The 21,854-nt window shown below is 34.7% G+C and carries 20 protein-coding genes and 2 pseudogenes; 15 read left to right on the plus strand and 7 right to left on the minus strand.

Annotated elements, in window-relative coordinates; all coding sequences use genetic code 11:
- Window positions 1–290, plus strand: a 290-nt coding sequence (locus BM088_RS23170) for a transposase (RefSeq protein WP_281247192.1), incomplete at its 5' end; no start/stop codon positions are given.
- 139 nt (window positions 291–429) lie between these two features.
- Here BM088_RS23170 and BM088_RS23175 read toward each other — a convergent pair.
- Window positions 430–981, minus strand: a pseudogene (locus tag BM088_RS23175) (IS91 family transposase); the annotation flags it as partial.
- A gap of 60 nt (window positions 982–1,041) precedes the next feature.
- Here BM088_RS23175 and BM088_RS23180 point away from each other — a divergent pair.
- From BM088_RS23180 to BM088_RS23195, 4 genes and pseudogenes are all read left to right on the plus strand, one after another.
- Window positions 1,042–1,200, plus strand: a pseudogene (locus tag BM088_RS23180) (transposase); the annotation flags it as partial.
- Window positions 1,201–1,399: 199 nt separating this feature from the next.
- Window positions 1,400–1,822 carry a hypothetical protein gene (locus BM088_RS23185; RefSeq protein ID WP_091990503.1) on the plus strand — a complete coding sequence of 141 codons (423 nt, stop codon included), beginning with the start codon at window positions 1,400–1,402 and terminating at the stop codon, window positions 1,820–1,822.
- 117 nt (window positions 1,823–1,939) lie between these two features.
- A complete protein-coding gene (locus BM088_RS23190) occupies window positions 1,940–2,365 on the plus strand; it encodes a hypothetical protein (RefSeq protein ID WP_091990505.1) in 426 nt (141 codons plus the stop codon).
- A 328-nt stretch (window positions 2,366–2,693) separates the two neighbouring features.
- On the plus strand, window positions 2,694–3,002 hold the full coding sequence (locus BM088_RS23195) for a hypothetical protein (RefSeq protein WP_091990508.1): 309 nt from the start codon (window positions 2,694–2,696) through the stop codon (window positions 3,000–3,002).
- Window positions 3,003–3,114: 112 nt separating this feature from the next.
- Here the strand turns inward: BM088_RS23195 and BM088_RS23200 are convergent, their stop codons facing one another.
- The 3 genes from BM088_RS23200 to BM088_RS23210 all read right to left on the minus strand — a co-directional run bounded on the left by BM088_RS23200 (window position 3,115) and on the right by BM088_RS23210 (window position 5,463).
- Window positions 3,115–4,053: an endonuclease/exonuclease/phosphatase family protein gene (locus tag BM088_RS23200; RefSeq protein ID WP_091990510.1), complete on the minus strand. Its 939-nt coding sequence runs from the start codon at window positions 4,051–4,053 to the stop codon at window positions 3,115–3,117.
- On the minus strand, window positions 4,046–4,957 hold the full coding sequence (gene folE2 / locus BM088_RS23205) for a GTP cyclohydrolase FolE2 (protein WP_091990512.1): 912 nt from the start codon (window positions 4,955–4,957) through the stop codon (window positions 4,046–4,048). The genes BM088_RS23200 and folE2 overlap by 8 nt, the downstream gene beginning before the upstream one ends.
- Window positions 4,958–5,049: 92 nt before the next feature.
- Window positions 5,050–5,463 carry a MerC domain-containing protein gene (locus BM088_RS23210; protein WP_245763903.1) on the minus strand — a complete coding sequence of 138 codons (414 nt, stop codon included), beginning with the start codon at window positions 5,461–5,463 and terminating at the stop codon, window positions 5,050–5,052.
- Between the two features lie 226 nt (window positions 5,464–5,689).
- On the opposite strand from BM088_RS23210, the gene BM088_RS23215 reads away from it, so the two are divergent.
- Window positions 5,690–6,208, plus strand: a complete 519-nt coding sequence (locus BM088_RS23215; RefSeq protein ID WP_091990517.1) for a DUF2141 domain-containing protein — start codon at window positions 5,690–5,692, stop codon at window positions 6,206–6,208.
- Window positions 6,209–6,372: 164 nt separating this feature from the next.
- On the opposite strand, the gene BM088_RS23220 is transcribed toward BM088_RS23215, so the two are convergent.
- On the minus strand, window positions 6,373–6,600 hold the full coding sequence (locus tag BM088_RS23220) for a hypothetical protein (protein ID WP_091990519.1): 228 nt from the start codon (window positions 6,598–6,600) through the stop codon (window positions 6,373–6,375).
- A 274-nt stretch (window positions 6,601–6,874) separates the two neighbouring features.
- On the opposite strand from BM088_RS23220, the gene BM088_RS23225 reads away from it, so the two are divergent.
- The 6 genes from BM088_RS23225 to BM088_RS23250 all read left to right on the plus strand — a co-directional run bounded on the left by BM088_RS23225 (window position 6,875) and on the right by BM088_RS23250 (window position 14,518).
- Window positions 6,875–7,600, plus strand: coding sequence for a TetR/AcrR family transcriptional regulator (locus tag BM088_RS23225; RefSeq protein ID WP_091990522.1), 726 nt, complete (start codon window positions 6,875–6,877; stop codon window positions 7,598–7,600).
- 25 nt (window positions 7,601–7,625) lie between these two features.
- The gene (locus BM088_RS23230; RefSeq protein WP_091990525.1) at window positions 7,626–8,741 is read left to right on the plus strand and encodes an efflux RND transporter periplasmic adaptor subunit; all 1,116 of its coding nucleotides are present in this window, start codon (window positions 7,626–7,628) and stop codon (window positions 8,739–8,741) included.
- A 2-nt stretch (window positions 8,742–8,743) separates the two neighbouring features.
- On the plus strand, window positions 8,744–11,839 hold the full coding sequence (locus BM088_RS23235; protein ID WP_091990527.1) for an efflux RND transporter permease subunit: 3,096 nt from the start codon (window positions 8,744–8,746) through the stop codon (window positions 11,837–11,839).
- A 740-nt stretch (window positions 11,840–12,579) separates the two neighbouring features.
- Window positions 12,580–13,323 (plus strand): hypothetical protein, encoded by a 744-nt coding sequence (locus BM088_RS23240; protein WP_091990529.1) that lies wholly within the window; start codon window positions 12,580–12,582, stop codon window positions 13,321–13,323.
- 225 nt (window positions 13,324–13,548) lie between these two features.
- The gene (locus tag BM088_RS23245) at window positions 13,549–13,731 is read left to right on the plus strand and encodes a hypothetical protein (protein WP_091990532.1); all 183 of its coding nucleotides are present in this window, start codon (window positions 13,549–13,551) and stop codon (window positions 13,729–13,731) included.
- A gap of 259 nt (window positions 13,732–13,990) precedes the next feature.
- Window positions 13,991–14,518, plus strand: coding sequence for a GNAT family N-acetyltransferase (locus tag BM088_RS23250; RefSeq protein WP_091990535.1), 528 nt, complete (start codon window positions 13,991–13,993; stop codon window positions 14,516–14,518).
- A gap of 124 nt (window positions 14,519–14,642) precedes the next feature.
- Here BM088_RS23250 and BM088_RS28030 read toward each other — a convergent pair whose 3' ends face one another.
- Window positions 14,643–16,409: a thrombospondin type 3 repeat-containing protein gene (locus BM088_RS28030; protein WP_091990538.1), complete on the minus strand. Its 1,767-nt coding sequence runs from the start codon at window positions 16,407–16,409 to the stop codon at window positions 14,643–14,645.
- A 213-nt stretch (window positions 16,410–16,622) separates the two neighbouring features.
- On the opposite strand from BM088_RS28030, the gene BM088_RS23260 reads away from it, so the two are divergent.
- The 3 genes from BM088_RS23260 (at window position 16,623) to BM088_RS23270 (ending at window position 19,535) form a co-directional block, all read left to right on the plus strand.
- Entirely contained in the window at window positions 16,623–17,030 is a 408-nt protein-coding gene (locus tag BM088_RS23260; RefSeq protein ID WP_091990540.1) for a hypothetical protein, read from the plus strand.
- Between the two features lie 83 nt (window positions 17,031–17,113).
- Window positions 17,114–18,952, plus strand: a complete 1,839-nt coding sequence (locus BM088_RS23265) for a monovalent cation:proton antiporter-2 (CPA2) family protein (protein WP_091990542.1) — start codon at window positions 17,114–17,116, stop codon at window positions 18,950–18,952.
- A gap of 160 nt (window positions 18,953–19,112) precedes the next feature.
- Entirely contained in the window at window positions 19,113–19,535 is a 423-nt protein-coding gene (locus BM088_RS23270; protein ID WP_091990545.1) for a GNAT family N-acetyltransferase, read from the plus strand.
- Between the two features lie 76 nt (window positions 19,536–19,611).
- Here the strand turns inward: BM088_RS23270 and BM088_RS23275 are convergent, their stop codons facing one another.
- On the minus strand, window positions 19,612–21,795 hold the full coding sequence (locus BM088_RS23275) for an OsmC domain/YcaO domain-containing protein (protein WP_091990548.1): 2,184 nt from the start codon (window positions 21,793–21,795) through the stop codon (window positions 19,612–19,614).
- Window positions 21,796–21,854 lie beyond the last annotated feature (59 nt).

Here is a 21,854-nt window from a genome sequence, read left to right on the forward strand (position 1 = left end):
AGTTAAATGAAAAACTAAAGGAACTCGATGTAGATTTGATTACAACAGTTCGAAAAAACATGAAGTCGAAAGCCATGTCAGCCTTCGATAGAGCCATGTTATCAAAGAGATACATCATTGAAACTATCAATGACCAGTTGAAAAATATATCTCAAATAGAACATAGCCGCCATCGCAGTGAAACAAGTTTCATGCTCAACTTGATATCTGGAATAGTGGCTTATTGCTTAAAGAAACAGAAGCCGTGTATAAAACTATCAGCAGATGTATTTGGTATGATGCCAGACTAATAAATGGCGATGCTTAACCAGATCTCAGGTTAATTAGCACTTTATCGTAATAGCGCGTTGCTCTCTATTTGTTTTTAATACTAATAAACATACTCCCATCTTAATTTTACTTACGGCTGTTGCAAGTCATTTGCTCGTGTCACATCCTTGTTTTATATCGTCGGCCAAATACGACTTTACGACCAAGGCGCATCGCATAAAGCGTTATTTCATGTTGGCACAGCTGACAACACACTTGCTTTATTGGCACATCACTTTGTGCTGGTAACTGCACTTTAAGCCAATATTGTAATTGATTTAATAAACACCGGGCATTGCCACGTAAATAGCCACAATCTCTGATACGTTGTAGCCCTTTAGGGAGCACATGTTGCAATATCAACCATAAAAATTTCAGAACGGGTAATATGCGTGTTGCGATTTTTTTTGTTTGGCTATCCTGGTATTTAAAGGTGACGGTGTTGGCATCGAAATCGATGATGTCATTATCAGATAAGACACCGCGATATAAATAGCGAGAAAGGTATTGATACGCTTTTTCACCAAAGCCCACTTTGCGACAATCTACCACCCATTTCTTTGGGTATGTTGGGGGTAAATTAATTTGCTTATGTTTGTTAATTGCTTCTAGTATTTGTGCTCGCCATACTTTGGCTAAAGTAAACTCATTAAATAGAAATTGTTTATTACCTTTATGCCACTGGTTTTATCACCATTATAATAACCACATGGCATGATGACATGAATATGTGGAGCAATAGAACCTCACTTTGTCATAAAAAGTAGCAATACCACAGTCAATAAAAGCTTAAATAAGTTCACCTTACGAGGACAAGATAAAGAGAATGTACAATGGCAGATGTACTGTTTAGTTCATAACATTGAAAAGCTTAGAAATAGCCTGCATTAAAGATAAAACTCACAAAAGCACCTCAAATATCATTTAAATACCACCATTATCTTCATTCTAGTTATAAAAATAAAAAATCAGCAAAAACGTAAACGTTTTTGATTGTTAAAACAATTTAATATCAGTAGAGTGTCCCGATTTAAAAATATAAATAAAAACGGGTAATGCTACAGGCTCGTTAGTTGTACATGGAGAGTTGATGCGTTCTGCAATTAAAAAAGGCCTTTTCAATTTCGGTGGATATTCGTTTTGGATATTATTAGCCCTTTGGGTTGCTTTTTCCCTTCTCCTTAAAAGTTGTGAATCCAGTTGTTATCATGAAGCAGTAAAGTCTGTAGTTTCCCCTGATGGAAAACAAGTAGCAGAAATTTCTATTGGTGATTGTGGTGGAGCCACAACAGACTTCTTTGGTGGTGTAGATGTTAAAAGCGATAACCCAAAATTGACCGCAGAAAATATATTCACTTTTGCTGGGCGCCCAGAAGAAATAGGACTTGAAGTACGTTGGGTGAACGATACAGAATTAGTTATAAGTGTTTCAGATCTATACAAGGCTCGCCGTATTAATCCAAATGGCAGGAAAAGTGCTGATTTAAAAGTAAAATACGAGTATCGTAAATAGTACAACTGACAAGTGCCTGAAATTTGATTCCGCGTATTGTCATATTTTTTGCGAAACCACAAAAAATAAGCCAATATGCTCCACAATTTAGGCAAGGTTATATGCAAAGGAGATGCAATGAGTAATATTCTAGGTTGGCTAATGTGCGTGGGAGTTGTATGGTTATCATGCGTCTTAGTGTCTGGAAACATAAGAGTATTTATTGATGCTTCAACGTTTATTTCCATATTTCCATTTATATACGGACTGACTATTGTTGTGTTTGGTCTTTCAAAGGCAGTAAATTCTATCGTAGGCTTTAAATACTTATTTTTGGAAAAACCAGACAACGATTCTGAGCTAAGCGACATATATAAGAGTCAAATTAACTTTTCAATGATCGCTGGGGTTATTCTGACTTTAATATCAATAACAGGTCTACTAGCTACCTTGCATGATATTCAGGCATTAGTTCCCGCTTTGACAGAGGTCATTCTGGGGTTAGTATATCCAGTGTTGATTAGTGGGTTAGTTTATTATCCTTTGTATAAAAAATTAGCGTAGTTTGCATATAACAAATAAAGTGACTATGGTGTCAATTTCTAATTTAACGCATTTTAGGATCCCACATGAGACCATCTCGAATCATTGAATTCAAGATCACAATCATCTTCCTTACACAGGCGATATGAACTTCCCAGATTTCACTAGACAGATTTCAATTGAGAAAAATAATCTTCATAAATGTACACCCCTTACATTTAGCTGGTAATACTTAAGATCATAATATGTTAACCTTAGGAATAATTTGCACTTAAAATAATGATATTTAAATTGTCACATTCAATCGCTATCTTGTTTTTGAACCTAAAATTAAAACAGGATATAAAAGATGAAAATGATTCAATTATTATCTCAATTAACCCCTGAACAAGCACGTAAACATGTGATTATTAAAGATACCAAACAAAACAAACAGCAAAATGAAATTTCATTAGCCCTTAATTTAGGTGGGTGTATTGTGCCTCTTGATGTTATTGAGCCTGGGGCAACCTTATTGAATGTGCAAAAAGGTCAAGTTGATATTGTTATTGAACAATTAAAAGGCGCGATAAATAGAGGGGCTTTTGATGCTGTATTTCATGTGATGATTAAAAAGTTTCAGCAATTATCAACAGACCTTAGTTCAATCAAAAATTAGCTTATCATTACATTAAATCCAACTGAAACTCATATTATGAAGTATCTTTAATATGGAGTTTGTGGGCACTCACATCAATTTATCTGAGTGCCCGAACGAAAGTTTTCCGGCTTTAGATGTTTATCGATATCGCACAATGATCGCTTAGCATTGCAGTCTCATTCATATTAATATAACTGTGAACATGTGCTGATATGTCTTTAATATTCATTTTTGTACCACCAATAATGATATGATCAATCGGCGCGGGATACCTCGGGTGACAACTTATTAAATTTTGCGTTGTCAGGTGTAGATTTGATACTGTTTTATTTTCAATATTATTAAGCTCTTGAAACATACGGTTGGCGGGGGTTGATAGCCTGTGATTAAAATCCCCAAGAATGATATAAGGGCTGGTTATATTTTCACGGTGTTCGATCCATGAATCTAATAAAGGTACTTGCTTAGCAAGTGTTTGGCATGCACGAGAGTCACTTTTGAGATAATCATTTATAAAACAGCCACTTTTTAAATGTAAATTTAGGATTTCAGTATTGCCTAAAGCTGTTTTAACAGTAATCGCCAACCCATAACGCAATCCTGGCATACCTAAATTAAACTGATCGTTATGATTTACTTTAAGGATTGGCACTGACTTGTGAACGGCAAAAGCAACTTTTTGTTGTGTGGAAGTAAATCCATTTTTTCTACATTCATAGCTAGGACTATCTGGCTTGTCAGACAATATAATTTGCCAACTTTTTTTAGGAAAAATTAATCTTAAAGCATCTTCAGATGCGACTTCTTGTAACGCAATAATTTTTGCATCTAAGCGCTTTGCGTAATTTTTCATTTTTAATATATCTATTGAGCTTCTTGGTTTACAGCCACTGGTGTTCGGGTAAGCTAAATGTTCAGCATTCCAAGTTGCAATTTTAATCGGCATTTTAGGTATATTTTGCTTTTGAAGCTCAGTCTCTTTTGATGGGATAGTGTGATTGGGGTGTTCACATCCAGTTAATACAGACATAAAAGCACAAATAGAGAAGGATTTAATTAATTTATTCATAAGGTTGCTCGTTGTAATCAATTACTACAGCATTGTGTGCATGTAGGCTTTCTTGGTGTTCTACTTTAAACCAGTATCCAATAAAGTTGTTATTTGTTTCAAGTGATTGCTTTAATCTTCTTGCTGCGTCTTCACAAAACATTAGATTCTCAGCATTTAGTTTTGCAAAAGCTTGTTCGTCAGCGCGTTTGACAGCTGTTTGTACCGGAGTACCTATCACTTGTTCAAATTCAGTTATTAGACTTGGTAAATTAGGCAAATTTTTATTATTGAGTTTTAATTTTAAATAGGCATAAGAGCGTTGACTATGTGGTGTCGCAACAGAGCTTTGCTCAGAGCTTATCCAATGCATAAGTTCTTGTTTGTTAATATAACCGTCATTAAAACGTTGTTCAATCACATCACTTAAAGCTTGCCTAGATAATGCTGCTGAACACGGACAGGTACTAGAATAAGGGATGGTTAACGACAGTTCCGTTATTGTTTTTCCATAGGTGTATTCTCTCGTTAAAGTGATTGGATAACTTTGATAGCCAAATTCATCACTGAGCAGCGCTTTTTTATACAGGGTAAGATCAAACTGTAGATTTATTTTTGCTGACTCGCTTAAGCCTTGCTGTGATGTTATTAAATCATTAAGAAGCTGAGATAATACTTGTCCATTGAGCGAATGAGCTGTCAAGGTGTGTTTTAGCTTTAAATATAATCTAGACATATGAATGCCTTTCGCATCTTGTTTATCTAAACTTACAAATACATCCGCTTTGGCATTGGTAGTTATTGTTTGGTTTTCAGAAATAGGGATCTGTAAAGGAATGGCTATTGCTTCCATACCCACCCAGCGTAATGGCAGTTCAGTAAAGGCATTTAGACCTGAAGTGATATCAGGTAAGTTTTTATTCATGTTGCGATAGTCCAATTTAAATTAAAGTTGGGAAGTGGTTTTAAGTCGATTCAATTACACATAGATCTAAATTTAAGAGTTGGCAGGTAGATTTAGATTTTAAATGCATTTTCAGTGAAATTGTTACAGTGCAGGTGACGCTGTTTATAATTTTTAATATGTCCGAGAGTTAAAATACTAGAGCCAATGACAGTTAAAGTTATTTCTCCATATTCCCCAATAATTGCATGACTTAAAAAGACTGCAAGAATGAGTAGTAATAGACCAAAACAACCCAGAAACAAAATCCAGTGATTTTTATGATTTATAAAACCGATTAACAGTGCCACTGAGCTGATTGTGACAATCATATAAAGTAGTACTTGATGAAATAATTCATTATTTAAAAAGAGCACAGCTGAAATCGAAGGAATAAAAATTAGAATTATGGGTAGGAATAAACAATGTGCTATACACAACATGGAAAGGCCTATGGCCGTATTGTCACTCAGTAGTTGTAGTTTCATGATTCATGTTCTTCTATGTTTTGTTATAATATAACATATCGAGAAGTCAAATCAATACAGAAAAACAATGTCTGATCAGTAATAAAAATGACCCTTTAAGAGTTACAAATGTTATCTTGATAAAATAGCCAAGAAGATGAGTGACTCTCACTAGAGCTAAGAAAAAGTTAGAATGGATTACTTGCAAATATCACTTACGGTAATTTTTATACAAGGAGCTAATACAATGAAACATAATAATCTAATACCAATATTACTTGCGACAAGCTTGTTTAGTGGTTGTTCGAGCGTTAGTAGTATCAGTGTTAACAAGGTGCAAGGAGCTAAAACCCAATTAACAGTGGATATTAATGGTGTTGAAAGTGCAAAAGGGCAGTTATTGGTTTATTTACATGATAACAGCGCAAGTTATTACAGTGATGATGACTTTGATTTAAACAGTATTAAGTTTTTCAAGCGTTTGATTATTGAACCTCAATTTCCGTTTACCCAAGTGATATTTGAAAACATCCCCGCAGGAAATTATGCAGTCAGTGTGATCCACGATGAAGATAAAAATGGGACCTTAAGCCGAATGATTTTTCCATTTGCAGGCATGCCAAGTGAGCCTTATGGGTTGTCGAATGATATTTACTCAAATTTTACCAAAGGCCCATTTGAAGATGCTTTAATACAAGTAACAGCACCGGATTACAAAGTATCCTTAACTTTAAATTCACACTTGAGTAAAATGACAGGATTATAATATCGTTTTAAGTTTGGGGCTATTACAGAAGTTTGAGACTTTTATGGTGAACTTATGCTTTGAGTCTATAAAAGTACTGGGTAATTGCTTTTTTACTTAGGGTTGATTTATTCGAATCAGAAAGGCTATGTTAACTTAATTACCATAGCCTTAGTTAACAGTTGTTAACTAAATACAAAATATTCAGCGCTAAAATCTAATACACCGTCACCAACAATTGCCTCAATTGGTGTGGCATCATTGCCTTTCATTGACTCTTTAAAATGAACATATGAAGCAACATGTATAATGACATCGCCGTTATCATCAAGTTGCAATACTTTTTCGCTATTAACATCTCGTTGGATTTTTTTCTTTTGTCTATTTGAAACCGCGATTTCCTGAATATTCATTGAATTCCTGACTATCTAAATAAAGTTATCGTCAGTATAACTTAAACATAGCGAGATGATGATAACCTGTTTGCTTTATTGCGAAAATTAATAATTAGAGATGTTTTATTTTTGATTAAGGAGATAAAATTGATTGCTCGTCTTATTATTTTTTAATCACTCAAAGCTTGACTTTTAAATCTAACAGGTTAAAAATAACCGCATTCGAATGGTGTTCGAATAAAATTCAAAGTGATAAAAACAGAATTTAACTTAATTGAAAAGAGAACACATTATGGCTCCCGCTCCTAAATACAGCCCCCAAGAACAGGAAGAAATCATTCTAAATGCAGCAGCAGAATGTATTTCACAAACTTCAGTATTAGATTTTACGATGTCAGCAGTTTCTAAGGCAGCCAAACTTTCTATGGGCTCTATTTATAAGCATGTTCAATGTAAAGAAGACATTATTTTTGCATTAGCGACAAGAGTATTTCATTTTCAGTCAACTATTTTTAAAAAAATATTAGCTTTACCACTTACCACACCTGAAAAAATTACAGCGATTGCTTTGCTTAATCCTTCAAAAACGCAAGTTTATTCATTTGATAGTCATTTAGAGTCATTTGCAGGTAATGATCTTGTGATCAGCCGAGCTTCATCACTGTGGACAGATAGAATGATTAAAGCGAATGAAGATTGTGATCAGGTATTTAGTAAATGCATGCATCAAGCGGCTTATTCAGGTGAATTAAAGCTTAATGGCAATACTGAAGAAATGATTGAAGAAATTAATTTAGGATGTTGGGCATTATTAATGGGCTATCAATATGTGGATCGTATTGTTCACATTCGCCATATTTCTGATGGTACAGATTCTCTTAATGAAGCTGTCGCTATTGATGCGCCTGTACTTAAGAGTTTAAAACGATTAATTAATTCATATGAATGGCAAACCCCGCTTAATCAAGATGGGATAACGAAAGTAGCCAATTTATTAGTTGAAATGCAATTAAGATAACTTATTTCCTTACTGGAGCACTATTATGAAACTATACCGTTGGTTTATCACCATTTTTATCATTGCTATTACAGTATCTGGATTGGGTTTTGCCAAATTTCAACAAATCCAAGCTGCTATTTCAATGGCAGAGTCTTTTCCAGAACCTTCAGCTACAGTCAATAGTATTATTACAACAACTACGCAATATCAAGAAAGTGAAGAAGTAACAGGACAAGTATCTGCTACGCAAGTTGTAAAATTACAAAATGAACTCTCGGGTATTATTACTAAAGTAAATTTTTCTGCAGGTCAAACGGTTAAAAAAGGACAATTACTTTTAGCAATTAACTCAGTAGAAGAGCAAACCCAATTAGATGCGGCAGAAGCAAACTTACGCCTTGCTAAGAATAACTTTTCTAGAATGACTAAGCTGTTAAGCAATAAAAAAGTCAGTCAACAAGAGTTTGATACAGCCAATGCACAATTACATGTTGATAAAGCATCGGTAGAAAATTTTAAAGCCATTATTGCTAAAAAAGAAATCTTAGCGCCATTTGATGGGGTTGTAGGTTTAGAGACTTATCAAGTTGGGCAGTTCATTGCGATTAATTCAGACATTACAACACTTGTTGGTAGTGAGTCTGTGGTTTGGATTGATTTTCAATTAGCGCAAACTAAAGAAAAACTAAAATTGGGTGATTCGGTTTTAATTAAAGCAATTAATGATGTTAAAACACGTTATAAAACAGCCACAATCATTGCAAAAAATAGTCAAATAAAGAGCCAATCTCGACATATGCTTTATCGAGCTGCATTAGATAATGGACGTCAATGGTACGAGCATAATGAAATTGTTAAAATTAAAGTTGTAAAACCAAGCCAAAGTCTTGTACTTGTACCTAACTCTGCTGTTAGCCGTAATCAATCGGGTAATTATCTTTTTGTATTAGAAAAAGATGATAATCAGCAATATCGTGCCCATAAAATAAAAGTTGAGTTAGGTAAAAGGATTGAAGATCAACAGATTATAAAGTCAGGTATAGAAGCAGGTAAACGTATTTCTACAGAAGGTACTTTTAAATTACGAGAAGGTTTACTTGTATATCCAAAGCAAATAAATGCAGGTTCTATAACTGAAAATGTTAATAAGGGAGAATAATTATGAGCATGGATAATGAACATAAACCTTCCATTATGGATATCTTTGTACGTAAGCCTATATTAGCAATCGTATTATCTGTATTAATAGTGCTTGCAGGTGCATACTCAGCTAACAAAATATCTGTACAGCAATATCCGAAAATTGAAAGTGCCTCCCTTGAAATTACAACCACATACACAGGCGCTTCAGCTGAAGTTGTGAAAGGCTTTGTTACTGAGCCAATAGAGCGAGTTGCTGCCACTGTGCCAGGTGTTGATTATGTTGATTCAATAACGACTTCAGGAAATAGTAAAGTTACAGCTTGGTTAGACTTAAGTTATGATACCAACGATGCATTAACTGAAATGACAACAAAGTTGGGCCAAATTAAATTTGAACTGCCTGAAGGTGCTGAAGATCCATCCGTTAATGTGAGGCGTGCTGACAGCCCATATGCGCTTTTTTATCTAGATGTGAAATCTGTAGAGCATACTCGTAGTCAAGCAACTGATTACCTTGCTCGTAACGTCACGCCTTTACTGAGTGATATACCCGGAATACAAAAAATAACACTAGAAGGTGGGCGTAACCCCGCAATGCGTATTTGGATCGATTCCAATAAATTAGCTGTGTTTAATTTGAGTGCTGATCAAGTATTTAGTGCTTTACAGAATAATAATACAATTGCAACTTTAGGATATAGTGAAAACAGTCGTCAACGCATCGATGTCATGGCTAATACAACCTTAAAAACGGTTACAGATTTTGAGCAATTAGTTGTTACGAATATTGATGGTGCACAAATTAAAATTTCTGACATTGCTACGGTGGAAATTGGAGAAGAAGAGGGGTTTGTAAATGCCCGACTTGATCACGATACCATCATATTCCTTGCTGTATGGCCATTACCTGGCGCAAATGAAATTACAATTGGTGATGCCTTGTATAAAAAACTTGAACAAGTAAATAAGACCTTGCCGCAAGGTATGGAAATTAATATTGGGTATGATGGTACGCTGTATATGAGAGATGCTATCAATGAAATATTCACAACATTAATTGAAACCGTTTTACTTGTTGGCATTGTCGTAGTCGCTATGATGGGGTCATTTCGAACAGCGCTCGTTCCACTGATCACTATTCCAATTTCTATCTTAGGCGCTATTGCAGTAATGTCTTTAATGGGATTTTCATTAAATTTACTCACTATTTTAGCCGTTGTATTATCTGTAGGTTTAGTGGTTGATGATGCCATAGTTGTTGTTGAAAATGTGGCTCGGCATATGCGAGAAGGAAGAGGGGAATTTGAGTCAGCATTAATGAGTTCTAGGCAATTATTAGTGCCTGTTATCGCAATGACTCTAACATTAGCTGCTGTATATGCGCCTATAGGTTTTTTGTCAGGTTTAACGGGGTTTTTATTTAGAGAATTTGCATTTACTTTAGCCGTAGCTGTTCTTATTTCTGGCGTTGTTGCAATTACATTATCACCTATTATGAGTGCATATGTTTCACCTGAAGGTGGAAAAGAGGGGAAATTAACTGTAAAAGTTAATAAAGGATTTGATTGTTTACAAAAATGGTATCTAAGCTTGTTAGTGCATGTATTTAATTGGCGTGCGCAAGTAATTGTTATGGCGATTGTATTTAGTTTACTGGTTGTGCCTTTTTATATGTTTTCACAAAAAGAGCTCGCGCCAGTTGAAGATCAAAGTAGTATTCAAGTTGTTGTTGAGGCACCTCCTGAGTCATCATTAGATTATACATCGACTCATATGAATCAAGTTGTTGATACTTTAAAAACGACAGATGGAAGCAAGTTTATTTGGCAAATACTATCTGCCGCAGCTGGCTTTGGTGGGGTAGAGCTTGACGCTTTTGATCAAAGACAAAAAAATGTTCAACAAAGCTTACCTGAGCTTTACGGTAAATTGGGTAGCATTAGTGAATTAACCCTATTACCCATATTACCATCTGCATTACCTACTGCAGGACAATTTGATGTAGAGGTTGTAATTCGCGCCAACGATAATGTAGAAACAATGCGTGATTATGCTGAGAAAATTATTGCTCAGGCATATCAAACTAATAATTTCATGTTTGTTGATACTGATTTAAAAATTGATTTGCCGCAAACTGAGTTAATCATAAATCGATCTTTGATTTCAGATCTTGGTTTAACACTTTCGCAATTTAATAGTCAACTGAGTGTTTTAATGTCTAATAATTATGTGAACCAATATAATGATAACGGTAAAGCGTATCGTGTTATTCCTGTGGTAGGTCAATCTGACAAGTACAACCCTGAAAGCATATTAGATATGCAAATAAGTACAGATTCAGGTGAGTTAGTTAAAGTATCTAGTTTTGCTCACATTAAAGATACTACAAGTCCGCGTATTTTAGGATCTTTTAATCAGCAAAAGTCATTTAGAATTTTTGCTGGTGCATTACCCCACATCACAAAAGAACAAGCGTTATCTTCTGTTGAGAATATTGCATCAAAATTATTACCTAGTAACTATTCAATTGATTATGCAGGTGAATCAAGGCAGTTACGTAAAGAAGGAAATACGATGGTGAATGTATTATTAGTTTCACTCATCGTTGTATATTTTGTTTTAACGATTCAGTTTAATAGTTTTAGAGACCCCTTAGTTGTAATACTTGGCTGTGCACCTTTGGCATTAAGTGGTGCATTATCGTTGGCTTTTTTGGGGTTTACATCAATTAATATTTACTCTCAAATAGGGCTAATTACGCTTATTGGACTTATTGCTAAAAATGGTATTTTAATTGTTGAGTTTGCAAATCATATGCAGTCAGAGGGACTGACAAAACTTGAAGCTGTTAAATCTGCGGCGGCCACTAGGTTACGCCCAATTTTAATGACGACAGCTGCTACAGTATTAGGTCATTTCCCTTTGGTATTAGTAACAGGGGCGGGGGCTGAAGCACGAAATAGCATAGGTGTTATTTTAGTTGCTGGTATGTTGATTGGCACTTTCTTTACCTTAATTGTATTACCGTTACTTTATAATTGGTTAGCGACTGAGCATAAAATCGTAACTACAACAAAAGCATCAGAGAATAGAATAACGAAAGTAGCCGCTTAAAGAGATTGAGTTAACAGAATATAGCCCAAATATTAGCTGGGCTATATTTTAAATATTGGACTTACGCTCACCCAGAGCATTAAAATTATTGTCTAAAGAATATATGGCATTTATTGTTTTATCTTGTTTTTATCTTGTTTTTATCTTGTTTTTATCTTGTTTTTATCTTGTTTTTATCTTTCAGCCACCTTAGCGTTAAATCATTAAAATATACATCAATTTATTTTAATACCAAATTAACCTCTCGTGATGTCTTATTTCAATTGTAAGCACTTATCACTTACCTCGCTATTTTTTTGGGAACATATCGTTAAATATAGGAAATAAGCTTATTAAATTTAGGGGAAAAATGTTTATATTTACCAGTGAATTTAAAAGTGGGTATTATCACTTACCTTTCTTTATAAAAGAGTATCAGTACGGTTAATTTAAGCTATTTAATTTGAGTGGTAATGAAACCCCAATTCTGATAATTTTGAAGTGCAAGTACCTATAACGTAGATATTCAAAATTTATAATACTTGTTACTCATAGACAAAATAATAAAAATATTCGAAGGATTTTTCTATAACATTTCTCTAATAGGTTATATCCGTTTTAAAAAGTTGAGACTAAGGGAAATGAAAGTTGTACATGCCAAAAATAATGTGAAGACAATAATATATTTTTGGCCTTAATATTTTAAAAAGAATTACTTTTCAATAAAACTAATTTAATAATTTTTTACATAGGAAATAAAAATGAAAGGAAATCAAGTTGCTGCAATGATTAGTTCACTACTAATTTTAACGGGTTGCTCTTCTGATAATACAGAGTCTGATAAATTAGAAACATCAGACATTCAAGCATTAATAACCATAAAAGCGACTTCTGATAGTCGTTCTCGAATCACGGCTGAGTTAAATCGGAAAAGATCAACAGGAGCCAACGTTTCTTTAAGTCAAGGTGATTACATAACAGCTTATGCACAAGGACAGTTAATTCGTTTAAAAAAAGATCATGATATTTTGGATATTGATTATCAAGGATATTTAGATTCAGCTGATAGTTATACACAATTTACATTTGCGTTAATGCGAGAGAATTTCGAAAATGCACCAGATTCAAGAGTAGATTTACCTGCTAATTTTGAAATTCATTCACCACAAGAAAATACACATTATATAGAAAGTGACAATATTGATATTAATTGGGACAGCTTAAGTGAATATAAAACAATGGAGATACGTTTAAATCTTAATTGTAAAAATAAAGAAAATCCTGACCAAGAAACAATTGAAACTGAAGACGATGGTTTTTATACTTTAGATATAGACCAAATAGAAATGTTTAATACTGTTAGTGCAGGTACTAAAGAAGATTGCATGTTAACCGTGACTCTCACTCGTCGTAATAAAGGAGAAATTGATCCTCATTTAGATGCAGACAGCATGATTCAAGCTATTCAAGTTCGAGAGGTAAGTGATTTAATCATAAATATTTAGCAGTTGATGTGAGTTGGTGATAGTAAACTTTCCCAGTTTTTGTTTTTTACCTCACTTGCATCGCTTTTCAGGTCGTAAGTGCAATATTTAACTAGTTAATACTGAATGTCATATTGAAGCTATGACCTGAAATTATCTAAAACTGGCTTGAAATCATCTGGGTGTACTAAAATATTACTATATTATGTTTGCAGTTTTAAGCGTAAACATAAATAAGGTAGTAATATGAAACTTAAGCTAAATAAAAAGAAACTTAAAAACTTATCTAAAGATAATAATGCATTACCTGCAGCTATGACGCCACAAGTAGGCGGTGGTACAGGTACCGACGGGCAGTCTAATGTTTGTACTCGATCAGTAGGTTGTGAAACGGGTGATGATTGTATGTTTGATTATCAACTAGTCTAGTTAGAAATTTTCCCATTTTATTAAATAATTAATATTCATTAATATCATCATCCTGGATAATTTTAATAGAATATTAAAAAAGTGCCCAAGCCGACACCTAAGTCGGCTTTTTTGTATTTGTCACAAGCCGCCATAAGCATTTCATACCATTTCTGATATGGCGTAGCTCAATTAAGTTCTTTGATTGATATACTAAATAGGTGTATTTTATATGCCATTAATAACCCTATAAACGAGGGGGTAATTCTTGAGGAAAAACGTGATTAAGAACAAAATTTTTGAGTCATTTACTTTTGAAACAGCTAGGCTTAAGATTTCTAATGTACGCGCTAACATGGAATTAGGCACATCAAAGCCTGAATTACGCTCTTCAATTATTAGATTACTTACTCCTTCGGTTGTTAAATCTTTACCACCATACTTTCATGATATTAAAACAGAAATACATGCAGATGCTTGGCTTACGAAAATGCTTACGGAGAGTCATTTATATATGATAAGCCATAATGATTCAAAGGCTATCATTGGCTTTTTATTTCTCTTTGAATCAGATAACACAACAGCCCATCTAGGTTATTTATTAGGTGAAAACTTCTGGTCTCAGGGTTTTGGCAGTGAGTTGTTATTTGGATTGATAGAAAATTGTCGCACTGAGCAGTTAATTAAAAAATTAATAGGGGGTGTTGATATTGAAAATACAGCATCTGCAAAATTATTAGAAAAGGTAGGTTTTGTAGCAAGTAGTCACAGTGATACGAATACTATTTTTTATGAATATACCTTCTAATAGTTATAAATTAGCGTCTTCGAAGTCTAAACATTGAGCAATGTTACTTTTATCGCCTTTGAAGGACAAAATTAATAGAGAAAGGCCGAGGCTCATTCTCTATTGATTTTATCAACTGCTTTTTCTATTTTTTAATAAACACTGAATTTGTAGATTCAAAACTAGAGCTTGGATCACCAAACTGACCATTTAAAATAAACTCTTTGGGATTACCAGCAGGAAGCGTATCCATTGCTTTACAGAATTCACTTTTATTTAAATGAATCTTTGCATCGTTATAACCATCATTATTAATATCTGATAGATGTAGTCGATTATGTTTTTCTGCAACTGACACTTGGTTAATATCTAAGGTTAATATATCAATACTGCTTACATTAAAGTCAATGCTTCCTAAAAGTGTCATAGGGACATTTCCCTTTAAAGTTTTACAGTTAACTTTTTTAGGAATTAGAGTTACTTGCTCATCACTTTGTTCACATAGGTCCCCTGTGCCGTCATTATTAGAGTCAAGTTGATCTGGATTTACTGTATTAATGCAGTTATCACACATATCACCTATGCCGTCATCATCAGTGTCGACTTGATCTGGGTTTGATGTGTCCACGCAATTATCACACACATCACCAACACCATCTTCATCAGTATCAAGTTGATCTGAGTTTGGTGTGCCCATGCAATTATCACACACATCACCGATACCATCTTCATCAATATCAAGTTGATCTGAGTTTGGTGTGTCCATGCAATTATCACACACATCACCGATACCATCTTCATCAATATCCAGCTGATCTGGATTTGATGTGTCCATGCAATTATCACACACATCACCGATACCATCTTCATCAATATCCAGCTGATCTGGATTTGATGTGTCTAGGCAATTATCACACACATCACCGATACCATCTTCATCAGTATCAAGTTGATCTGAGTTTGGTGTCTCCATGCAATTATCACACACATCACCAACACCATCTCCATCAGTATCAAGTTGATCAGGATTAGAAGTAAGAACGCAGTTATCAATATTGTCAGCTACACCATCATTATCGGTGTCTGGTGCTGTGAGGTTTAATGAAGTGATATTAATTTGAGAAAAGTGACCTAAAGGTGTCAAATCAATAAGGCCATTTTGCGTTGCATTGCCATAAAGAAAAGCATCTTGATTGGAAGTCACACCAAATTGAATTGAGGTTTCCCCACCTCCTGAATTTTGAAAAATACTGACTAAAGCTGGAGAGGGAAAGGAGCTAAAGCTCATTGTAAATGTGTGAGTACCAATATATTGGGTCGCTAAATTTTGAGTATCAGTTTCATCTATCGTTATAGTTTGCACTGTATCAGTGGCTTCACTGTCAACGGATAACCCCCCTCCTGAGATAGAAAAACCAGCTAAATGAATAGGTCCATCTCCTTGATGTTCATCGACTCGGCCAAGCATTAACCCAGCTGTAGCAGAAACACTTATTGCTTCTTCTCGACTCACAGTTATAAGGCCTTTCATGTGTTGCTCTATTGAGATTTCATACCCTTCTTCAATTGGGTCGTTAACTGTGAAAGTAATTTCGTAGCCTATATTATGTCGGTAAATTAGTGCAAAGTTAGGACCTTCTGGTTGATCAACACGCATGCCATGAAACCATGCCAAATGACCATTGATAATTGCATCATTGTTGTTATTTGTAACAGTTGTTATATCTAGATTGCTTGAATATTCCCTATAAAGACTATTTCCATCATCTTGATAATGATCAGAATTACTGAAGTTAGTGGTTGAAACATCCGAAATTGTAATCGCGATGCTTGGTGTAGAAAATAGAACAGCTGAAGTGGTAAGTATTAGCAAAAGATATTTGCTAAAATTTACTGGAGAAAAACGACTCATAACAGATCTCCTATGCCTATTAAAGGCAAAGTAATAACCTATAAGTGTAGATTGATTTTTGCTTAAATCAATTTATAAACTCCTTTAAAATAGCTTTAATTAGTGGCGTTGTAACAAGCTTTTGAAAGTACGAAAGTTGTCATGTTTTCTAAAAAATAGCACTATATTCAAACTTGAGTGATTTAATAATAGAACCTTGCAGGAAATTGACTTATGCCAGATACACATAAATTGAACAGTATATTGTCCAGTGCCAGTAAATTACTTTTTTTTATGATATTAATGACATTGTCTATTAATGTGATGGCATCTGATCCACGCGGATTATTTTGGCCTGTAGTAATAGGGTTAACAGTGTTTGGTATTGTGTTATTTGTAATGAGTACAGCAGTCATAGTTAACTTAGTGAAAAAAGGTTATTTAAGGAGTATTTTGATTGGATTCTTTTTTGGTCTATTTCTTGGGCCGATATATCTACCAAATGGTTACTTTATGTTGAATAGTGCTAATCTCTTTTTTAGAAATAATGGTGGTTTATTTTCTGCTTTAGCTTATGCCAGTATATATGCAGTTGTATTCTTGGTTTCATATTTGGTTTTGATAAAAAAAAATCGAAAATAATATAAGGGACTGTGGGTTAAAGCTAACTCTAATAAAGTTAAAATCTTGAGTGTAATTGTATTTAAAGAGGTTAAATATTTAATATGTTAGAAATGGCAGTTATTTACTTAGTTGCAGCGGTTGTTGCTGTTCCCGTTGCGAATAGACTTGGCCTTGGCTCGGTATTAGGTTATTTGCTTGCAGGTATTTTTATCAGCCCTAATTTATTGGGTTTAGTAGGGGACCAAACCAGCGTAATGCATTTTGCTGAGTTTGGGGTTGTTATGATGTTATTTTTAGTGGGGTTAGAACTTCAACCCGCGAGATTATGGAAACTCAGGCATTCTATTTTAGGATTAGGAGGTTTACAGGTAACAGTCACTACGGCAATTATTTTCTTTATTTGTTTTTACCCATTAAATTTATTTTGGCAAACATCGCTTGCGATTGGCTTAATGTTAGCCTTATCTTCAACCGCCATTGTATTACAAACCTTATCTGAAAAAGGCTGGATTAAACAAGATGCAGGTCAAAATGCATTTTCTGTTTTACTTTTTCAAGATATAGCCGTGATCCCTATTCTTGCGATAGTACCCTTACTTGCATTCAAAGATATTACAATAACTGACTCCACTAATCATAATCTTATTGTTCATCTACCTGTTTATGGTCAAGTGATAATATCTTTGTTAGTGATTGCAGCTATTATTCTTGCAGGCAAATATATTTCGTCGCCATTGTTTAGATATATCGCTGAAACACGATTAAGAGAGATCTTTACAGTTACTGCATTATTACTCGTGATAGCAATTGCCTTGTTGATGGAAAAAATTGGCTTATCTCCTGCATTGGGAACTTTTTTAGCGGGTGTTGTATTGGCTGAAAGTGAATTTAGACATGAACTAGAAGTTGATATTGAACCATTTAAAGGGCTATTGCTTGGGTTATTTTTTATAACAGTCGGTGCATCTATTGATTTTCCTTTGCTGTTTGAGCAGTTTACATTTGTTGCGACATCTGTTGTTGCACTGATTGCCATTAAGGCGTTAGTACTTTTTTGTCTGGCGAATATTTTTAAAATGCAAGGTAATCAAAAGCTGTTATTTACTGTTGCTTTAGCACAAGGGGGGGAGTTTGCCTTTGTTTTATTGTCGCTTACAAGTGGGTTATTTATTACGAGTACTGAACAAACGAAGATCATTACCCTAATTGTCGCAATTTCGATGCTCTGCGCCCCATTATTACTCATGTTTTATGAAAAATCACTTTCTATGGCTAGTCAAAATGATCCTGAGTTTGATTCAGTTGAAGATATTGAAGCCACTGAAAATGTGATCATTGCAGGTTATGGCCGATTTGGACAAATTGTTGGCCGTTTATTAGTAGCCCAAGGCTATCATTTATCAATTCTTGATCATAGCCCAAGTCAGGTGGAACTTCTTAGGCGATTTGGAAATCAAGTATTCTATGGTGATGCCGCCCGACGAGACTTATTAGAAGCTTCGGGTGCTAAAGAAGCAAAGTTATTAGTAATTGCGGTTGATGAAAGAGATAAAACATTAGAGATTATAGAATTAGCGTACAAACACTACCCTCAATTAAAAATATTGGCGCGTGCAATAGATCGAAGACATGCTTATGAACTAATGAAGTTGGGAGTTACTTGTTTTAAAAGAGAAACTTTTGATTCAGCTGTGAACCTTGGAGTTGAAGCTTTGGAAATATTAGGAAATGATAAAATTGATGCAGCAAGAGCTGGTGCCTTATTTACGGATCATGATAATGCATCTTTAAAAATTCTTGCTGATGTTTGGGGTGATGATAAAAGTTATGGTGTTGCTGTAAAACAACGTAGTGAAGACTTAAAGCAAGTATTGACGAATGATAAAGCGCAGCAAGAAAAGCTGAGAGCCTGCGCCAATCAAAGTTCAAAAAACTGTTAATTTTGAGTCGAGGGCTATTTCATTAGAAAATACTGCCAAATGACAAGAATAAGACTTAACAATAAAAAAAATGTGTTTGACTGCATTAGCAGTCAATTATTAACGCCATTAAAAAAGACATTCGTTTGCTGGTACAGGAGTGAAAAAAAGAGGCACTAATTTGAAAATATTTGAAGCAGATGAAACATATTTAATGGCTTTAAATACCTTCTACCTTGTTCAAGGCTATCATAGTGATTGGGGTAAGAAAGAAAGGGCTTTTATTGCAACGGATAACAATCAGATTGTTGGGGCTGTTAAAATTGAACTTAATTATGGTGTTTCAGTTTTACGAGGTATGTATATAAGCAAAAAATATCAAAGTAATGGCTTAGGAACTGCATTTATTAAGCATATTGAGCCAATATTAAATCAGACAGTTTCGTATTGTATGCCATTTTCACATTTAAGAGACTTTTATAGTCAAATTGGTTTTAAAGTGGTGAACCCTGAAAGTTACCCAGCATTTTTAGCCAAAAGGTACTATGGATATGAAAGTAAAGGTTATAAAGTTATCGCGATGTATCGCGAAAATACTACATAACGCAGGGTTAACCTGATTGTGAACTCAATTACAAAAAGCCAATTACAGTAATTCGTAATTGGCTTGTCACATAAACTTAGAGTTTAGCTTTTTCAGCACGTGCCTGATGCAGCTTTTTATAACTTTCAATAAGCCTTAAATGCTTGTCTAGACCTTCTAGTTTCATGCTAGTCTTGGTCAAGCCAAAGAACCTTATGTCGCCTGTTATTGAACCTACAACGTTTGTCATGTTGTTTTCACCAAACATACGATTGAAATTGCCCATATAGTCATCAAGCGCGAGCTCATTATCTAATGTCACTTCAAGCACTGCATTAATTGCTTGATAGAATAATCCACGTTCAACGGTATTGTCGTTAAATTGTAAGAAGGTTTCCACTAATTCTATGGCATCCTCTAACTCACCTAATGCTAAGTAGATTAAAATCTTAAGTTCAAGGATAGTTAACTGACCCCAAACTGTATTTTCATCAAATTCAATACCAATTAAAGTGATAATATCAGTGTAATTATCTAATTGGCTTTCTTCTAAACGCTCGGCTAAGCTCGCTAATTCATCATCATTTAATGAATGGAGATTAAGAATATCTTCACGATAGTTTAATGATTTATTTGTATTGTCCCAGATCAGGTCTTCCACGGGATATACTTCAGAATAATCTGGCACTAAGATACGACAAGCCGTGCCTAAGTCTGAAAATTCAGCAATGTATGCTTCTTTGCCTAAATCTTTTAAGATACCAAATAAGCTAGCCGTTTCTTCCTCATTGGTGCCAGAGAAGTCCCATTCACTAAATTCATAGTCATGCTTAGCACTAAAGAACTTCCACGAGATAGTACCCGTAGAATCAATAAAGTGTTCAACAAAATTTTCAGGTTCAGACACTGCTAAGCTGTTAAAAGTAGGTTTAGGTACATCATTAAGGCCTTCAAAACTGCGACCTTGCAATAATTCTGTAAGGCTTCGCTCAAGTGCAACTTCAAAGCTTGGATGCGCACCAAATGAAGCAAATACACCGCCAGTTTTTGGGTTCATTAAAGTGACACACATCACTGGAAATTGGCCACCTAATGATGCGTCTTTAACGATAACGGGGAAACCTTGGGCTTCCAAGCCTTTTATCCCAGCTAAAATACTTGGGTATTTTTCAAGTACTTCTTGTGGTACATCGGGTAATACAATTTCTTGTTCAATGATCTGTCTTTTTACAGCGCGTTCAAAGATCTCAGATAAACACTGTACTTTTGCTTCAGCGAAGTTATTGCCCGCACTCATACCGTTACTTAGAAACAGGTTTTCGATTAGATTTGATGGAAAATATACAGTTTCACCATCGGACTGACGAACGTAAGGGATAGAACAAATACCCCGCTCGCTATTACCTGAGTTGGTATCAATCAGGTTAGAGCCAGATAGTTCACCTTCAGGGTTGTAAATTTTACGACAATATTCATCTAAAATATCAGCTGGTAGTGCATCGTTATCGCCAGGTTTAAACCATTTTTCATTTGGATAATGAACAAAATCACTGTTGGCAATTTCTTCACCTAAAAACTGATCATTATAGAAAAAGTTACAGTTTAAGCGTTCAATAAATTCGCCCAGCGCAGAGCATAAAGCGCTTTCTTTAGTTGAACCTTTACCATTAGTAAAACACATAGGTGATGCGGCATCACGAATATGTAAAGACCATACATTTGGCACGATATTACGCCAAGATGAAATCTCAATTTTCATACCAAGATCAGCTAATATGTTTGTCATATCGGCGATGGTTTGTTCAAGCGGTAAATCTTTACCGAGTATAAACGTATTTGATGCATCGTCAGGCTGTGCCATTAGCATAGCTTGAGCATCTTCATCTAAGTTGTCTACTGTTTCAATTTTAAATTCAGGTCCTGTTTGAACAACTTTTTTTACGGTACAACGGTCTATAGATCGTAAAATACCTTGGCGGTCTTTGTCAGAAATGCTGTCGGGTAATTCAACCTGAATTTGGAAAATTTGGTTATACCTGTCTTCCGGATCAACAATATTGTTCTGCGACAGTCTGATACCATCTGTGGGGATATCACGAGCTGCACAATATACCTTCATAAAATAAGCAGCACAAAGCGCAGATGAAGCTAAAAAGTAATCGAATGGGCTAGGTGCTGAACCATCACCTTTATAGCGAATAGGTTGATCTGCAATAACAGAAAAATCATCAAACTTAGCTTCAAGTCTCAGATTATCGAGAAAATTAACTTTAATTTCCATTGAGTAGTTTCCAAAGTAGTCGTGTATGCAACCCACTGCGGTTTAGTGCTGTAATGAAT

Origin of the sequence: Pseudoalteromonas denitrificans DSM 6059, from assembly GCF_900112265.1 — a bacterium.
Classification (GTDB): Bacteria; Pseudomonadota; Gammaproteobacteria; order Enterobacterales; family Alteromonadaceae; genus Pseudoalteromonas; species Pseudoalteromonas denitrificans.

What these genes read in the sequence shown, in the direction of transcription:
- BM088_RS23245 (WP_091990532.1), top strand. Translation starts at nt 13,549, where the DNA reads ATGAAACTTAAGCTAAATAAAAAGAAACTTAAAAACTTATCTAAAGAT.
- BM088_RS23275 (WP_091990548.1), bottom strand. Translation starts at nt 21,795, where the DNA reads ATGGAAATTAAAGTTAATTTTCTCGATAATCTGAGACTTGAAGCTAAG.
- BM088_RS23195 (WP_091990508.1), top strand. Translation starts at nt 2,694, where the DNA reads ATGAAAATGATTCAATTATTATCTCAATTAACCCCTGAACAAGCACGT.
- BM088_RS23190 (WP_091990505.1), top strand. Translation starts at nt 1,940, where the DNA reads ATGAGTAATATTCTAGGTTGGCTAATGTGCGTGGGAGTTGTATGGTTA.
- folE2 (WP_091990512.1), bottom strand. Translation starts at nt 4,957, where the DNA reads ATGAATAAAAACTTACCTGATATCACTTCAGGTCTAAATGCCTTTACT.
- BM088_RS23210 (WP_245763903.1), bottom strand. Translation starts at nt 5,463, where the DNA reads ATGAAACTACAACTACTGAGTGACAATACGGCCATAGGCCTTTCCATG.
- BM088_RS23200 (WP_091990510.1), bottom strand. Translation starts at nt 4,053, where the DNA reads ATGAATAAATTAATTAAATCCTTCTCTATTTGTGCTTTTATGTCTGTA.
- BM088_RS23220 (WP_091990519.1), bottom strand. Translation starts at nt 6,600, where the DNA reads ATGAATATTCAGGAAATCGCGGTTTCAAATAGACAAAAGAAAAAAATC.
- BM088_RS23185 (WP_091990503.1), top strand. Translation starts at nt 1,400, where the DNA reads ATGCGTTCTGCAATTAAAAAAGGCCTTTTCAATTTCGGTGGATATTCG.
- BM088_RS23260 (WP_091990540.1), top strand. Translation starts at nt 16,623, where the DNA reads ATGCCAGATACACATAAATTGAACAGTATATTGTCCAGTGCCAGTAAA.
- BM088_RS23225 (WP_091990522.1), top strand. Translation starts at nt 6,875, where the DNA reads ATGGCTCCCGCTCCTAAATACAGCCCCCAAGAACAGGAAGAAATCATT.
- BM088_RS23240 (WP_091990529.1), top strand. Translation starts at nt 12,580, where the DNA reads ATGAAAGGAAATCAAGTTGCTGCAATGATTAGTTCACTACTAATTTTA.
- BM088_RS23265 (WP_091990542.1), top strand. Translation starts at nt 17,114, where the DNA reads ATGTTAGAAATGGCAGTTATTTACTTAGTTGCAGCGGTTGTTGCTGTT.
- BM088_RS28030 (WP_091990538.1), bottom strand. Translation starts at nt 16,409, where the DNA reads ATGAGTCGTTTTTCTCCAGTAAATTTTAGCAAATATCTTTTGCTAATA.
- BM088_RS23215 (WP_091990517.1), top strand. Translation starts at nt 5,690, where the DNA reads ATGAAACATAATAATCTAATACCAATATTACTTGCGACAAGCTTGTTT.
- BM088_RS23235 (WP_091990527.1), top strand. Translation starts at nt 8,744, where the DNA reads ATGAGCATGGATAATGAACATAAACCTTCCATTATGGATATCTTTGTA.
- BM088_RS23230 (WP_091990525.1), top strand. Translation starts at nt 7,626, where the DNA reads ATGAAACTATACCGTTGGTTTATCACCATTTTTATCATTGCTATTACA.